General features: G+C 47.4%; 13 protein-coding genes. 4 read left to right on the top strand and 9 right to left on the bottom strand.

Translation table 11 applies throughout. The features are described from left to right. Positions 1-95: 95 nt before the first annotated feature. The 8 genes from KHN79_RS20415 to KHN79_RS20380 form a co-directional block, all read right to left on the bottom strand. Complete coding sequence (locus KHN79_RS20415) at positions 96-1,502, bottom strand: aspartate aminotransferase family protein (protein ID WP_182010868.1); 1,407 nt, start codon at positions 1,500-1,502, stop codon at positions 96-98. A 25-nt stretch (positions 1,503-1,527) separates the two neighbouring features. Next, complete coding sequence (locus KHN79_RS20410; protein WP_182010869.1) at positions 1,528-3,048, bottom strand: NAD-dependent succinate-semialdehyde dehydrogenase; 1,521 nt, start codon at positions 3,046-3,048, stop codon at positions 1,528-1,530. A gap of 145 nt (positions 3,049-3,193) precedes the next feature. Then, on the bottom strand, positions 3,194-3,673 hold the full coding sequence (locus tag KHN79_RS20405; RefSeq protein WP_182010870.1) for an Lrp/AsnC family transcriptional regulator: 480 nt from the start codon (positions 3,671-3,673) through the stop codon (positions 3,194-3,196). Positions 3,674-3,721: 48 nt separating this feature from the next. Next, positions 3,722-4,729, bottom strand: coding sequence for a N(2)-acetyl-L-2,4-diaminobutanoate deacetylase DoeB (doeB, locus tag KHN79_RS20400; protein WP_182010871.1), 1,008 nt, complete (start codon positions 4,727-4,729; stop codon positions 3,722-3,724). Between the two features lie 51 nt (positions 4,730-4,780). Further along, a complete protein-coding gene (gene doeA / locus KHN79_RS20395) occupies positions 4,781-5,968 on the bottom strand; it encodes an ectoine hydrolase DoeA (protein WP_182010872.1) in 1,188 nt (395 codons plus the stop codon). A 412-nt stretch (positions 5,969-6,380) separates the two neighbouring features. Beyond that, positions 6,381-7,382: a LacI family DNA-binding transcriptional regulator gene (locus KHN79_RS20390; RefSeq protein ID WP_182010873.1), complete on the bottom strand. Its 1,002-nt coding sequence runs from the start codon at positions 7,380-7,382 to the stop codon at positions 6,381-6,383. A gap of 154 nt (positions 7,383-7,536) precedes the next feature. Beyond that, positions 7,537-8,973: a 6-phospho-beta-glucosidase gene (locus KHN79_RS20385; protein ID WP_182010874.1), complete on the bottom strand. Its 1,437-nt coding sequence runs from the start codon at positions 8,971-8,973 to the stop codon at positions 7,537-7,539. Positions 8,974-9,192: 219 nt separating this feature from the next. Next, on the bottom strand, positions 9,193-10,203 hold the full coding sequence (locus KHN79_RS20380) for an AraC family transcriptional regulator (RefSeq protein WP_182010875.1): 1,011 nt from the start codon (positions 10,201-10,203) through the stop codon (positions 9,193-9,195). A 128-nt stretch (positions 10,204-10,331) separates the two neighbouring features. Here KHN79_RS20380 and KHN79_RS20375 point away from each other — a divergent pair, with 128 nt between their 5' ends. The 3 genes from KHN79_RS20375 to KHN79_RS20365 are packed head-to-tail and all read left to right on the top strand — an operon-like array spanning position 10,332 to position 12,710. After that, positions 10,332-11,093, top strand: a complete 762-nt coding sequence (locus KHN79_RS20375) for an SDR family oxidoreductase (RefSeq protein ID WP_182010876.1) — start codon at positions 10,332-10,334, stop codon at positions 11,091-11,093. 41 nt (positions 11,094-11,134) lie between these two features. Further along, on the top strand, positions 11,135-11,647 hold the full coding sequence (locus KHN79_RS20370) for a 2,4'-dihydroxyacetophenone dioxygenase family protein (RefSeq protein WP_182010877.1): 513 nt from the start codon (positions 11,135-11,137) through the stop codon (positions 11,645-11,647). A gap of 4 nt (positions 11,648-11,651) precedes the next feature. Next, positions 11,652-12,710, top strand: a complete 1,059-nt coding sequence (locus KHN79_RS20365) for a zinc-binding dehydrogenase (RefSeq protein WP_182010878.1) — start codon at positions 11,652-11,654, stop codon at positions 12,708-12,710. A gap of 89 nt (positions 12,711-12,799) precedes the next feature. On the opposite strand, the gene KHN79_RS20360 is transcribed toward KHN79_RS20365, so the two are convergent. After that, positions 12,800-14,347, bottom strand: coding sequence for a DEAD/DEAH box helicase (locus tag KHN79_RS20360; protein ID WP_182010879.1), 1,548 nt, complete (start codon positions 14,345-14,347; stop codon positions 12,800-12,802). A gap of 219 nt (positions 14,348-14,566) precedes the next feature. Here KHN79_RS20360 and KHN79_RS20355 point away from each other — a divergent pair, with 219 nt between their 5' ends. Continuing rightward, positions 14,567-14,995, top strand: coding sequence for a VOC family protein (locus KHN79_RS20355; RefSeq protein ID WP_182010880.1), 429 nt, complete (start codon positions 14,567-14,569; stop codon positions 14,993-14,995). Positions 14,996-15,027: the final 32 nt, after the last annotated feature.

Raw genomic sequence — 15,027 nt, 5'->3', positions numbered from 1 at the left:
ACCAGTACTGATCCGCAAGGAAAGAGCAGGGAAGGGATGGAACCTAATAAAATGCCGACTTCGCAAGTCAAAGTCGGCAGATTATGAGGTAAGTGCTACTTCGCGTTCCATTGCTTCGAGGTGACGAGGTTATCCATGACTTTGTTGACGGCTCGATGCGCTTTATCCACGATAGTATCAACGTCGTTGCGACTGGTAATAAGCGCCGGGGCAAAGCCCAGAATATCACCGTGTGGCATGGCGCGGGCAATCAGTCCGACTTCTAGACACGCTGCGGATATTTGCGGGCCAACTTTCAGGTTGGGATCAAAGTGCGCACGACGCAGTTTGTCCGGCGAAAATTCCAGTGCATGGAGTAAACCAATACCACGAGAATCCCCTACAAGCGGATGATCTTTAAAGGTTTTATTCATACTTTGTTGCAAATACGCCCCCACGTCTGCGGCATTTTGCACCAAGCCTTCTCGCTTAATAATATCTAAATTACAGTTTGCAGCGGCGGCTCCCATAGGGTGACCAGAATAAGTATAACCATGACCGATAGCGCCCCACTGGTCGGTGCCGTTTTCCAGCACATTCCATACCCGTTCTCCGACGATTACACCCGAAAGCGGTTGGTATGCTGAGGTTAAGCCCTTCGCAACGGTAATAAGATCCGGTTTCATGTCGTAGTGGATAGAACCAAAATCCGAACCCAAACGGCCAAAGCCACACACCACTTCATCGGCGATCAGCAGCACATCGTATTTATCGAGAACCTTGCGGATCGCCTGCCAATATCCTTCCGGTGGCGGCACAATACCACCGGTTCCGAGTACCGGTTCCGCGATCATAGCTGCAACGGTTTCCGGCCCTTCGGCAAGGAGCATCGCTTCGAGCTGATCGGCGCAGTATTGTGAGAACTCAAGTTCTGATAGTGAGTCATCTTCACGGCGGTAGTAATAGGGCGCCATGGTGTGTTTGATACGCTCCAGTGGCAGGTCAAAGTGAGCGTGGAACAGAGGTAGTCCGGTCATTGAGCCAGAGGCAATGCTCGAACCATGATAAGCACGATCTCGCGATATGATTTTTTTCTTCTCTGGCAGGCCGCGAACATTGTTGTAGTACCAGACTAATTTGAGTTGGGTTTCGTTGGCATCACTACCGGACATGCCGTAGTAAATTTTACTCATGCCTTGTGGGGCCATCTTGATGATGCGGTCTGACAGTTTGACCAGCGCTTCGTTGGTATGTCCCACATAGGTGTGGTAGTACGCCAGCTCTTTCGCCTGTTCGTAAATCGCTTCAGCCATCTCGGCTCTGCCATAACCAATGTTTACGCAGTACAATCCCGCAAAGCCGTCGATAAGTTCATTACCCTCTGAATCTTTGATTCGAATGCCTTGTCCACCTGAGATGATCCTTCCGGGAAGCTCACCGGCCGCATACTGCTTGAGGTGGGTTGAGGCATGAAACACGCGCTGACGATCAATTTCCAGCAATTGCTCTGTTTTGTTACTCATAGTCTTTCTCCTTAACTATCCTGTCTCAACAGCCACTGACGCTTGGCAGGTTGCCTAAACAGCAATATTTAATTTCACTGAACTCTTCAAAACCGTGGTGACTCCCTTCACGTCCGAGTCCGGATTGTTTGACGCCACCAAATGGAATAGGGTGACCTGTCATCTTGACGGAGTTGACGCTGACCATGCCAAATTCCAAGCCGCGCATGCATCGCCAGATCTGGTGAATGTCATGACCATACACGTAGGCTGCGAGGCCATACTCGGTGTCATTACTCATCTCGATCACGCTGTCTAAATCCTGATAAGGAAGCACGCCGGCAACAGGGCAAAAGTTCTCTTCACGATAGACGGCCATCTCGGGTGTTACATCGGCGAGTAAGGTTGGAGAGAAGAAGTTTCCACCCGGAACGGCTTCGTTATAACCCGCGACGAGTCTCGCGCCTTTATCGAGCGCGTCACGAACTAAGTCATGGGCTTTGTCTACTGCAGCGCGATTGATGAGCGGCCCCATAGTGACGTTATCGTCTAAGCCATTGCCTAAAACAATTTTGTCCATTTCTCTGGCAAATGCCTCAAGGAACGCTTCGTATTTATCTAGAGGAACAAATATCCGGTTTGCGGCTAAGCAGTCTTGTCCGGCGGTTTGGAACTTTGCATCTACTGCTGCTTTGGCTGCGGTTTCGACTTCCATATCTGGCAGGATGATAAAAGGTGCGTTGCCACCGAGCTCCATGCTGCATTTCTTTACCGTTTGTGCCGCGTCGCGCAGGAGTAATTTGCCGACGCGGGTGGAACCGGTGAAAGAGAGCGCTTTGACTTTGTCAGAGTGACACAGTGTCTGAGAAACCATGGCTGCGTCACCTGTGATGACATTAAACACGCCCGCAGGAAACCCTGCGCGATCGGCTAATTCCGCTAAAGCCAGAGCGGAGAACGGGGTCTCACTGGCGGGTTTGATAAGCACAGGGCATCCAATCGCTAATGCGGCGGCGGCTTTGCGAGTCACCATGGCATTCGGGAAGTTCCATGGCGTAATTAACGCTGCGACACCAATCGGCTCACGTATGGTAGAAAGTTGGGCATTCGGTATGTGGCTTGGAATGGTTTCACCGTAACTACGACGTGCCTCTTCAGCAAACCAGCGGATGAATGAAGCGCCGTAGTCAATTTCACCACGCGCATCACTTAAGGTTTTTCCCTGTTCCATGACCATAAGGCGGGCGAGATCTTGTTTGGATTGCAGAATCAAATCGTGCCAGCGCATCAGTATCTCTGCGCGTTGCTCTGCCTGCATCTTTCGCCATTTAACAAAGGCACGATCGGCTTCATCAATTGCCTGATAGAGCTGTTGTTGAGATAGTCTGGTGGTGTATCCAATCACACTGCCGTCAGCCGGATTATGCACCGGATGAAAATGCTCTCCGCTTGTCCATTTACCGTTAACGTAGGCTAACCCTCTCACCAAGCGTACGTCTTCCATTATGGCCATCATGTCGTGCGATGCTTTAACTTCATCGTTATGTAAGTCGTGAAGTACTGTCATGAATCCTTCTCCCAGTGTTATCGTCCATAGATAAACTGTAAGAGAAGAAAGTGCGCGATATTTTCTGATGCGAGAGGCTTTAGTGAGAAGTTTTCCTTTTTAATACGCCCGGAAGTGAGATTTTTTCTGGCAGAGTATTTTTCTTTTAAAACAACGCATTTTGATTGATTTCTAACGAATCAGAGTTTCGCTTGATGGTTTTCGTCACGATATAAGTAAAATAGCGTTCAATACCCACTTCGGAATCCAGCCAGTTGTCGATAAGGCGCTGGTATTGGTCGATGTCTTCAGACTGGATCTTAAGGATGTAGTCAATTCCACCGCCAGTAGCATAGCAGTCGGTCACTTCTGGCGTATGCCTGACTAATTGCTCAAAGCGTTTAAAGGCCTGTGCGTTGTGCTCTTTGAGAGAGACCTCAACCATAACGGAGGTTTTTTTAAACAATATGTCGGTATTTACTTTGGCACCGTAGCCTTCAATGATTCCCGCTTGTTCGAGTTTTTTGACCCTTTCCCAGCAAGGGCTGACGGACAGATTGATTTCTTCGGCAAGATGAGACTTGGTGATACGGCCGTTGTCATGAAGAATCTGTAGAATTTTGACGTCGTAGCGATCGAGGCGCATGATGAATCTCCTGACTGTTGGACGAAATGATGATGCAGGCAATGGCGATTAAGTTACTACGCCGCAATCTTTGGCGATGACAGCGAGCGTATCACCAATATTCACCATAGCAGGAAAACGGCGGGCAGCGAAAATTCCATCTCGCTCGGCGTGATACTCTATCGGCGCTTCACCTGTTCGCTCGGTAGAGTAAATCCTTACAATCACGTCTCCTTGACTGATGTTATCACCCAGCTCAAACAGGTATTCCGCTATACCTCTGTGTTTACTCTGTACGTAACAATCGGCATCGGGCATATCAAGAACTTGGGTAGGATTGTCTGGTTTTTCGTAGTCACCAGAAAGGTTACCTGCAAAACGCAGGAAGTTACGAATACCGCGGTCTGCATATTGAATGGTTTGCGGTGTGGTGGTTCCGCCACCACGTAACTCCGTCGTGACGAAAACTTTTCCTTGAGATTCTACGGCGGTGTCATACAAGCTAGTGGCGTCCATTTCGAGCATGACCATGGTATAAGGTGCGCCAAACAGTTTCGCGCCCAGTATGCATAGCTCTTCAAGTGCGGGGTTATTTAACCGATGCGCGGCTGCAAAGGGAAGAATGTCCAGGGTCTTGCCGCCGGAGTGAATATCCAGAGCAAAATCACATTTCGGTATCAGATAGCGAGTAAAATAATCGGCAATTTTCTCTGTTACCGTCCCTAATGGATTGCCGGGAAAGCTTCGGTTTAAGTTGCCTTTATCGATAGGGGAAGTGCGAGACGCATTCTGCACTGCAGGTGCGTTCATCATAGGAATAATAATCACGCGTCCGCGTATCTGGTCAGGCCGAAGTGTGCTCGACAGTTTTAACAGGCTGGTGATCCCTTCATATTCGTCACCGTGGTTTCCGCCTGTGAGGAGAGATGTTGTTCCCTGACCATTTTTTATCACCGTTAGCGGGATCATAATGCTTCCCCATGCAGAATCGTCATTAGAGTAGGGAAGGGCCAAAAAGCCATGTTGGATACCGTCTCGGTCAAAGTCTACGGTGGCCGTGATCGAGCTGTCTTGCATGCAAACTCCTTTTGTCAGTTCAACAGTCAGTAATATGTAAACCTTATTTCATTAGTGTTTTATAAAAAGGTGGCGCGGGAAGTCACATAAGGTCTGGGCGCCAAGTCGTGTGATGACGATGCTTTCTGTTGTCTCCAGTCCCCAGTCTTTAAACCATAGCCCCGGCATAAAGTGAAACGTCATTCCTTCCTCAAGAACTGTCTGGTCTGTATCGCGAAGGCTCATGGTTCTCTCCCCCCAGTCGGGCGGATAACTCAGCCCTATCGGATAGCCACAGCGCGCACCCTCACGGGAAAAGCCTGCTTTATCCAGCACTTTGTTCAAGGCGTTGGCGATGTCGGCACAGGTGTTACCGGGCTTGGCGACTTCTAAACCTGCCTCAAGACCGCGCGTGAGTACTTCATCAGCTCGCTTGAATTTATCATCGGGTTCGCCAAGGAATATGGTGCGTGATAGCGGGCAGTGGTAGCGACGGTGCGCCCCTGCGATTTCAAAGAAAGTGCCTTCTCCTTTTTTGAATGGTTTGTCATCCCAGGTTAAGTGTGGCGCGGAAGCATCTGCACCAGAAGGTAACATTGGCACGATAGCCGTATAATCGCCAAAGTGTTCTTCATGGCCGAGTACAGCCTGGCGATTAATTTCTGCGACCAAGTGATGTTTCGGCAAGCCGGGCTCGATCATGTCGAACGCGACACGATGCATGTTTTCTACAATACGCGCAGCCCGATACATATAAGACAACTCTTGATCGGACTTGACCGCGCGACACCAGTTCACTAAGCCCGTCGCATCGATAAGTTGCGCGTTGGGTAAGTGAGTTGTAAGTGACTCGTAAGCGGTAGCACTAAAATAGTAGTTGTCTTTTTCAACGCCGATGCGTCCGCGATCCCAGCAGCGGGGAGCAAGTACGGCTTCAGCCAGATAATCCATCGGGTGAAGAGGGGGATTCATAACATAATGATCAGGATAGGATGTGATGTTGTCGGCGGACATATATGCGGTTCTGTAGGCTCCGTTCGCGTCCAGTAGACGCCCAAACCAGATGGGTTCACCTTCCGATCCTACGACTACACATTGCGGTACGTAGAAAGACCATCCATCGTATCCGGTCAGCCATGACATATTGGATGGATCATGGATGATGAGTAGATCTAACTCACGCTCGAGCATCGATTGTCGAACTTTGGATAAACGCTCTTGGAATTCCTCTAACGTAAAATGCATCGTAATGCCTCGCATACACTCTCCTTGTTGAAATCTTATAAGGTCATCTAGACCTGCTGTTACTTTTAACCTCCACTAGAAATAGGTGGTTAAAAATATCGGCACATATATGAGCTCCTCGTTGTTTTAGTACTTATCAATAAAGACTAGTGTGGTTTAGTTTTGGACTCAATGCTGCATTCTTTGATGAAAAAAATGCAATTCATTGTGTAGAACGTTAAGTGAGGTAGGGAAAGTTTAATCAGCAAAGTATTGTATTAATGAGCTTTTTAGCGATCAGACTGCGAACTATGCATCTCTGGTCAGAAGTCAGAGAATCATGGTATCAGCCGCAGTATTAGAGTGGATTCAGAAGGGAAATCGGCGGTCAGATAACCCGCGCTGTTAAGAAAATGCGGGGGCATAGGAGGTTGGCTAGTGTTGTCGATCAGTTCGCTTCCCGGGTAGATTCTTTTACCTGTAGTGACCCCTGATATTGAAAGTGCTTTTTGTCGCTTTCTCGTTTGTTGTAGGTAAGCGCTGTGGTGACCGCATCACGGGTCAGTTCTAATATCGGCAACGCGACGCTTGATAAGCGCGGAACCATATAATCGCCGGCAGGATCGCCATCAATACCGATAACAGAGACTTCTTCCGGCACTTTTATTCCGCGGTCATGCAACGCACGAATTGCGCCAATAGCCATAGAATCTGCGCAGGAAAAAATGGCGGTAAAAGGCACACCGCTGTCGATCAGTTTGATCGTCGCATCATAGCCACTTTTGAGGCTGCTCTCGCCATGGAAAATGAGTGATTCTTCAACTTTTATTCCGTGCTCTTCGAGGGTTTCTTTATAGCCCGCGAGACGTTTATGACCTGTGCTGCTCGGCATGGGTGTGGTAATACAGGCGATTTTCTTATGGCCAGAACTTAAAAGGTGGTTGGTTGCGACACGTGCCACTTGTTCTTGGTCAAAACCAAAGCTAAACAATCGCTCGTCATCCAAAGAGCGGTTGATGACGATAAGCTGAGTTTTGATCTCTTGTTGCAGGCTGGAAAGTTGCTGCTCAGACAGGTGACGGCTGTAAATCATGATCGCATCACAGTTGTGTGCGTTAAGTGAGCGCACTGCGTCTTCTTCCCCCTTAGCACTGTCGCTACTGTTCATGACAAATAACTTTTTATCTGCTTTTTGCATGTCGAGTGCGGCTTCGGTCAGCATCGAACCAAAGTAGTGACTTTCAAAATGAGGAAGAATTAAACCGAACGTATTGTAGCTGTTCGTCGCCAGAGCACGGGCAAAGGCATTTGGCTGATAGCCAAGGGATTTCATTGTCGCCAGTACTGTCTGGCGAGTTTGTTCTTTAACAGATTCGCTGCCATTTAAAACTCTGGAAACGGTCGCTTTCGACACGCCTGCTGCTTTACATACGTCTTTGATTGTCGCCATTTTTTCTTCCTCAATCATACGGCGCACAGTTTACACTAATTGTGGACTATCGGTTGTTATTGATCTTCTCAGAACCAAATACACCCTGAGTCTGAGACGCAGGGTGTATTATTTGAATGCTTTTTACCGACAGTTTATTCAAAGAGTCAGAGAGTTACAGATTTTTACCATTGCTGCTGATCACGTCTTTGTACCAGTAGAAGCTCTTCTTGCGGCTGCGATTCATCGTCCCTGTACCATCGTCGTGACGATCAACATAAATGAAGCCATAACGTTTACGATACTCCCCGGTCGTGTAAGAGACACAGTCAATACATCCCCAAGGGGTATAACCCATCAAGTCTACGCCATCGTAATTCACCGCTTTTTGCATTTCTTCAATATGTGCTTTCAGGTAGTTGATACGGTAGTCGTCGTTGATCTCGCCATTTTCTTCCACTTTGTCTATCGCGCCAAAACCATTCTCTACGATGAATAGTGGTTTGTTGTAGCGTTCATAAAGCTCACACAAAGAGTAACGCAGACCAACAGGGTCGATTTGCCAGCCCCATTCGGAAGCCTGAACATGAGGGTTTTTAACCGCGCCGGTAAAGCCGCTCATTGAACCTTCTGTTGTTTCTTCGGCATCAGCTTTTACTGCTACAGACATGTAGTAGCTTAGGCCCACATAATCGCAGACGCCTTCTTTTAAGATCTCCAGATCGCCCGGCTCCATCTTAATGTTGTAGCCTTTGCGTTCCCACTCTTTAAGTGTATAAGCAGGATATTCACCGCGCATGTGTACGTCGCTGAAGAAGAAGCGGTTGCGCATAGCTTCCTGAGCCAGCATTACATCGTCTGGTGCGCAGGAGTACGGATAAATCGGTACCCAGGCAACCATACAGCCGATTTGGAAATCAGGATTGATCTCATGACCCAGTTTGACCACTTTCGCGCTGGCAACCATTTCATGGTGTACAACCTGGTACATACACTCTTCCGGGTTCTCCTCAGCGGTGTAATCGACGCCAGAGTTAGAGTAGCCCCAGATCGGCAGGTGCAGATCACGCTGGTTGTTGATTTCATTAAACGTCATCCAGTATTTCACTTTGCTCTTGTAACGACGCATAACGGTTTCTGCATAGTGAACAAAGAAATCCACAACTCGACGGTGTTTAAAACCACCGTACTCTTTTGACAAATGCAGCGGCATTTCAAAGTGAGATAAGGTAATTACTGGCTCGATACCGTGTTTCAGCAGCTCATCAAACAGATCGTCGTAGTACTGTAAGCCTGCTTCATTTGGTGCTAACTCGTCACCTTTTGGGAAAATACGTGGCCAGTAGATCGAAGTACGGAAACATTTAAAGCCCATTTCTGCCAGCAGAGCAACATCACCTTTATAGTGATCGTAGAATGCCGTCGCTTCATGATTAGGGTAGTGGTACCCCTCTAGTACGCCATCGGTAATTTTGCGCTGTGTACTGACATTTCCACCGGACAGCACGTCAACAATGCTTGGACCTTTACCGTCTCGGTCCCAGCCGCCTTCAACTTGGTGTGCGGCTACTGCGCCGCCCCATAAAAAGTTTTCTGGAAAAATATGACTCATTTCTACTTACCCTTAGCCGTCTGAAATACGGGTCTACCTATCTCAAATATAGCCTATTTAATGTTTTGGAACCGGTTACATAATGCAATAAAGACTCTTAATCATCAAGAGAACGAAAAAAGAAAGAGGATCACGATCACAAGCTGCTCTTAATGACGTGCGATGGAGTGATGTCGGTTTCTTGGTTGCAAAAACTTAGAGCGGGACGTAACGAGCGAGTTAATTAGTGTTTGTTTCGGTTTGATCTTTACGCCACTGACTTGGTGATTTGCCTGTCCATTTTCGGAAGTGGCGGCTAAAAACCGCAGCTTCCGCATAACCAAGCTGAAGGGCGATATCGGTAATACTCTGAACATTTTCATTAAGGCGACGTTCAGCAAAGTTTTGCCTTACCTGGCGCAATAACTTGCTGTAATTCTCGCCATACTCTTTTAGTCTGATTTGTAACATTCTCGGATGCATATCCAACGCACGGGCGACCTGTTCAACACTACATTCTCCGGTAGGCAGTAATCGTCCGATCATATCTCTGGCCTGATCGCTTAAATTGTTTGGATAACGATTTTGCAGATATTTGAGGTGTTCCTGAAAATGCCTATTTAATGCCTCTTCATCCTGATGGTTACGTGTGTCGAGCAAACTTGTCTTGAGCATAATGCCGTTAAATTTTTCACCAAAGCGGATCTTAGGAACGTTGGCATAACTGGAGCTTCGGTTATCTAAGTTGCCAGACTGGGTCAAATGCAAGGTAAAACTATTCGTATCAATGTTGAGCAAGTTTGCCACAAACCGTGCCATTTGCATGACACTGATTTGCATAAGCTGGGTGGTAATTTGATCACTGTAGGTGTCAATGCTTAAACAAAGTTTCATCCAGTCATCTTGCGGAACCATAGAGAATTTAACACCTGAAGACTGCAAATAGAGATAGTCATTGGCCAGTCTCAGTGCCTCTCTTACCGTTTTCGCACGCGCAACGAGCATCGATAAATCACCTAACGCACTGGCGCCTTGCCGCTGAGCCAGTAATACGCCAAACATAGGCTCCTGACAGAGTATCGCAGCGTTTTCTAGTAATTCAGCAAGTCTTGAGTTGGCAATGTATGTATCGGGATCGCGAAATTGAGCAGCAGATAGCCCTACCTGTTTCATTATCTCTATAGGGTTCTGCCCAAGTTCAGAAACCAAACTATCAAATTTGTCTGCTGCACCGCTTCTAACGATATACATGTCTCGATTTTGAAATGTTAATGGTTTGTAAATCGCAATATATCAAGTTTTTTTCGCAAAAGGTCAAGTGAGTGTTAAAAACCTGATCTAAGTTACATTTCGATAACATATCGTAGAAGGGAAGCTAAATGGAACTGATGAACAAAACGGCGATTGTCACTGGCGCAGCTGGTGGAATTGGTCAAGCCATCGTTACAAAACTACGTGAGCAGGGCGCAAACGTATTGGCTGTAGATATTTCTCAACACTCTCTCGAAGTTTATAAAGACGCGGATAAGCAATCCTTAAAAACCTTTTCGGCTGATGTGACTGATTATCAGCAAGTTGAAGCGATGGTCAATTACGCCGTCGAGCAATTTGGCAAGCTGGATATCATGATCAATAACGCTGGCATCGGTTTAGCAAAACCGTTGCTAGAGCATGATCCTATCGAAGATTTCGAGCCTGTTTCAAAGGTAAATCAGAACGGGGTTTATTACGGAATTTTGGCTGCCGCTCGTCAATTCCAGGCACAAGGCACGCCGGGCGTGATAATGAATACCTCGTCTGTCTATGCACAAGTCGCTGGGGAACTGACGTTTACTTACAACGTAAGCAAAGCCGCCGTGGACATGATGACGAAAAGTGCAGCTTTGGAGCTCGCGCCTTTGGGGGTTCGAGTCGTGGCTATCGCACCGGGTCGCGTGGATACGCCAATGCTACGTCAATATGAAGCGTTTGGTCTATGGGAACACATCCGTAAAGAACAGATGCGCCAGACCTTTACTCAAACAGAAGAAATTGCCAACGTAGTTGCATTTTTGGTCAGTGATAAAGCGAATGTTATCAACGGCTGCACCGTTAATGCATCAGACGGTTTCGAGAATTTTAAATACCCTCTACTGGGTTAAGACGTGGAAGTCTAATTACAACAAAAGCGAGGAAGCAAGTTATGTCACTACCAGAAGTTATTAATCACCAGGACCTTCTATTGACTCTGAACACTAACGAAGAGTCGATCATCAAAGATGCACTACCGGGTGTTGATGTTTACCCGTTGTTTCTAGACCCGGAGAATGGCACTTGGGTAATTCGAGCGAAATTCAAACCAGGTATCACTCTGCCTAAGCACTTCCACACAGGTGTGGTGCATTTCTACACGCTAAGCGGTAAGTGGAATTATCTTGAGTACCCTGACCAACCGCAAACAGCAGGTAGCTACCTTTACGAGCCAGGCGGTTCTATCCATACGTTCCATTGTCCGGAAGAGTCAGGTGGTGCAGACGGCTTTATGGTGATTGAGGGTGCTAACATCAACTTTGATGAAGACGGTAATTTCATGAACATCATGGATGCTGGCTGGATTGAACAGGTTTTAATTGCTACTGCTAAAGCACAGGGCATCACGCCACGTTACATTAAACCAGGTGCAGTTGCAGGTATGAGCGACGAGCTTGGAGCGTAATCCTATGACAACAATGAACAGTATTGTAATGCAAGATGGTAGCGTTCACTTGCAGCAAGTGAATGTACCAAAACCGGCCCCAGGCCAAGTACTTGTTCGTAGCCTTGCATGTGGTATTTGTGGCTCGGACCTACACATTGCGCGTCATACGGAAGAAGTATTTGATGTTTACCGCAAGCTAGGTGTGATGACAGATGCAATGGATGATCACACGGAAGTCATGCTTGGACATGAATTTTGTGCGGAAATCGTTGAATACGGTGATGACACACAACAAGCACTGCCAGTTGGCAGTCGTGTTACCTCAGTGCCGGTTCTTATGAGCCAAAATGGTGCTGGCGTGGGGGTGACTCCGGGGATTCACGGTGCATACTCTGAGTACTTTCTGCTTGATGAAGCGCTTCTTCTGTCGGTTCCTGAGAACGTACCATCAGAAGCTGCAGCGTTGACTGAGCCACTAGCCGTCGGTTTGCATGCAGTTAACCGCAGTGATATTCAGGCTGATGAAGTTGCATTGGTTGTAGGTTGTGGCCCGATTGGTCTTGCTACCATTACTGCGCTACATCAACGTGGTGTTAGTAATATTCTGGCGGTCGATATTCAAGACGATAAGCTTGAGTTGGCAAAAGACTTTGGCGCAACACGTGCAGTAAACCCGACTAGAGAAGACGAAGTCGCGGTGGGTGCTGAAGTCGCAACGGGCTCACGTTTGGTTATCTTCGAGTGTGTTGGTAAACATACCTTGATTGACGACTTTATCCGCCGTGCACCAGCAGGTGCTCGCATTGTGGTTACGGGTATTCATACTACACCTACTGAGATCAACTACGCTTACGCAACAGTAAAAGAGCTTGATCTACGATTCTCTTACTACTACCAGCCGCATGAGTTTGAACAGTGTTTGCAAGCTATCGCGGAAGGTAAAGTGCCTTGGCAGAAAATGCTGACCGCTAAAGTGGGTATGGATGGTGTTGAAAGTGCATTTAAGCAGTTAATGACACCAAATGACCACATCAAGGTTGTAATTGAACCTTGGAGAAATGGTGAGTTAGAAGTCGTGTAATATAGATTGATTGCATAAAGGTTTATCTTTGCCATGCCCCAACACATAGTTGTGTCGGGGCTTTTTTAGCTCTGAATTAAACCGATGCCCTAAGCAGTCTGAGGGCGTGGCTTACGACGCTGCCCGGATGGCTTATTACCAGATGGTTTAGCATTGTTCGGCTTGCGGTTGCCGGACGGTTTTCCACCATTGCTGTTTTTATTTCCGTTTGGCTTGTTGCCATTTGGCTTGTTTCCATTTGGTCTAGTGTTCGCACGCCCTTGACCGTCTCGGTTACCTTGTGGTTTCCCTGTGCCGCCTTGGTTTGAATCGTTTCTGCTGCCGCTGTTGTCACCTTTGCCACCACTAAAGGAGCGGCGCTTAGGCTTGTTGGCACCATTGGATCCCTTTTTATCTGCTGACTGGGTATTTCCACCTTCTGCCTGCGGTGCTTTTGGCTTTTTAGGCTTCTTCGGTTTTTTCGGCTTAATCGGACGGGTATCCAGTTTAGATTCCGGTACGACATTGGTCGGAGCGAAACCGTCAAGCTCCTTACGTGGCAGGAGTTGCTTAATCAGGCGTTCAATCGCGAACAGCTCTGGCGCTTCAAGTGCACAGACTAAAGAGATAGCTTTGCCAACTTCACCGGCGCGACCAGTACGACCAATACGGTGAACATAATCTTCAGCAACTTTTGGTAACTCGTAGTTCACTACCTGAGGAAGCTGAGGAATATCGATACCACGGGCCGCGATGTCAGTTGCGACTAAGACTCGAATCTCACCAGATTTAAAGTCAGCCAGCGCTTTGGTACGTGCACCTTGGCTTTTGTTGCCATGGATTGCTGCTGCCGGGAGGTTTTGTTCGATCAGGAATTTTGCCAAACGGTTCGCACCGTGTTTGGTTTTAGTGAATACCAGTACTTGTTTCCAGTCGCCATCTTTAATCAGTTTTACCAGCATCGGTGCCTTCTTCTTAACATCCGATGGGTAAATACATTGCTCAACAGTTCTCGCCGTAGAGTTTGCCGGGTTAACTGAAATCTCAACCGGGTTATTCACCAGGCCTTTAGCAAGGTCACGAATCTCATCAGAAAACGTTGCTGAAAACAGTAGGTTCTGGCGCTGCTTAGGCAGTAGATTAAGGATCTTGCGAATGTCGCGGATAAAGCCCATATCCAGCATACGGTCTGCTTCATCCAGTACCAACACTTCCAGTTGGTCGAACTTCACTGCATTCTGGCTATAAAGATCCATCAGACGCCCCGGAGTCGCGACCAGTACATCGGCACCTTTACGCAGGCGCAGCATCTGAGGGTTAATCTTCACACCACCAAAGACCACAGCGCTGGTCAGTGGCAGATGACGACCATACATAAAGACGTTTTCCTGTACCTGAGCAGCAAGCTCACGTGTAGGAGTAAGAATCAAAGCGCGAACCTGATTAGCGCGAACTCGTGGGCCGCTGGATAATCGTTCAAGAATTGGTAGCGTAAAGCCTGCTGTTTTACCTGTACCGGTCTGTGCTGCCGCCATGACATCTTTCCCTTCCAATATTGCCGGAATTGCCTGAGCCTGAATTGGAGAAGGGGTGTCATAGCCTTTTTCCTGAATTGCTTTAAGGATTGGAGCAGATAGACCTAAAGAGGTAAAACCCATATATATGATTCTCAATTGTCGAGTTAGATAACAACGCGTCGAAATTATGTTCGCTGCGAAAAGAGCGCATTCTGAGGCTTTTGTGCGCTGGCTTCAACTATTTCCTTATTTGATCTTCATCTCATTTTTAGGGCTGCAACCAAAATCGTCCTTTACCTCAACCTAGCTTGAGGTTCTAGAGTGATTAATAACAACATGAAAGCGAGAAGGAAAACGAAAATGAGAAGTTATGTTGAGCACGCCAATATTTCAGTCGTCGATGCGCAAAAGACAATAGAGTTTTTAATAGCAGCTGTTCCTGAGTGGAAAATGCGTGGTGGAGGAAAAGTAGATAATTGGTTCGGGCGATCGATTGAATGGTTTCACGTGGGTGATGACCAGTCCTATATTGCGGTCTCTTCCGGAGGAAAGGGCGAGGCGAACCATTGGACATCTCAATTTACCGGTGTGAAACATGTAGGGATTGTGGTGCCGGATGTGGAAGCGCTAATTGAAAGGTTGAGTAAAGCGGGCTACGAACTTGATCACAGAGGGGAAGAGCACCCGTTCAGAAAGAATGTCTACTATATGGAAGATCACGGTATGCAGTTTGAGTTTATCGAGTATTTCTCAGATGTACTTAGTGAACGTAATGATTACTCACACTAAAGTAAAATTGCCAGAAAGCAATAAGCCTCCCT

The sequence above is a fragment of the Vibrio sp. B1FLJ16 genome, assembly GCF_905175385.1.
GTDB lineage: Bacteria > Pseudomonadota > Gammaproteobacteria > Enterobacterales > Vibrionaceae > Vibrio.
This window is presented reverse-complemented; position numbering and strand designations above follow the sequence as displayed.

What these genes read in the sequence shown, in the direction of transcription:
- KHN79_RS20415 (WP_182010868.1), bottom strand. Translation starts at nt 1,502, where the DNA reads ATGAGTAACAAAACAGAGCAATTGCTGGAAATTGATCGTCAGCGCGTG.
- KHN79_RS20365 (WP_182010878.1), top strand. Translation starts at nt 11,652, where the DNA reads ATGACAACAATGAACAGTATTGTAATGCAAGATGGTAGCGTTCACTTG.
- KHN79_RS20410 (WP_182010869.1), bottom strand. Translation starts at nt 3,048, where the DNA reads ATGACAGTACTTCACGACTTACATAACGATGAAGTTAAAGCATCGCAC.
- KHN79_RS20385 (WP_182010874.1), bottom strand. Translation starts at nt 8,973, where the DNA reads ATGAGTCATATTTTTCCAGAAAACTTTTTATGGGGCGGCGCAGTAGCC.
- doeA (WP_182010872.1), bottom strand. Translation starts at nt 5,968, where the DNA reads ATGCGAGGCATTACGATGCATTTTACGTTAGAGGAATTCCAAGAGCGT.
- KHN79_RS20390 (WP_182010873.1), bottom strand. Translation starts at nt 7,382, where the DNA reads ATGGCGACAATCAAAGACGTATGTAAAGCAGCAGGCGTGTCGAAAGCG.
- KHN79_RS20370 (WP_182010877.1), top strand. Translation starts at nt 11,135, where the DNA reads ATGTCACTACCAGAAGTTATTAATCACCAGGACCTTCTATTGACTCTG.
- KHN79_RS20360 (WP_182010879.1), bottom strand. Translation starts at nt 14,347, where the DNA reads ATGGGTTTTACCTCTTTAGGTCTATCTGCTCCAATCCTTAAAGCAATT.
- doeB (WP_182010871.1), bottom strand. Translation starts at nt 4,729, where the DNA reads ATGCAAGACAGCTCGATCACGGCCACCGTAGACTTTGACCGAGACGGT.
- KHN79_RS20380 (WP_182010875.1), bottom strand. Translation starts at nt 10,203, where the DNA reads ATGTATATCGTTAGAAGCGGTGCAGCAGACAAATTTGATAGTTTGGTT.
- KHN79_RS20375 (WP_182010876.1), top strand. Translation starts at nt 10,332, where the DNA reads ATGGAACTGATGAACAAAACGGCGATTGTCACTGGCGCAGCTGGTGGA.
- KHN79_RS20355 (WP_182010880.1), top strand. Translation starts at nt 14,567, where the DNA reads ATGAGAAGTTATGTTGAGCACGCCAATATTTCAGTCGTCGATGCGCAA.
- KHN79_RS20405 (WP_182010870.1), bottom strand. Translation starts at nt 3,673, where the DNA reads ATGCGCCTCGATCGCTACGACGTCAAAATTCTACAGATTCTTCATGAC.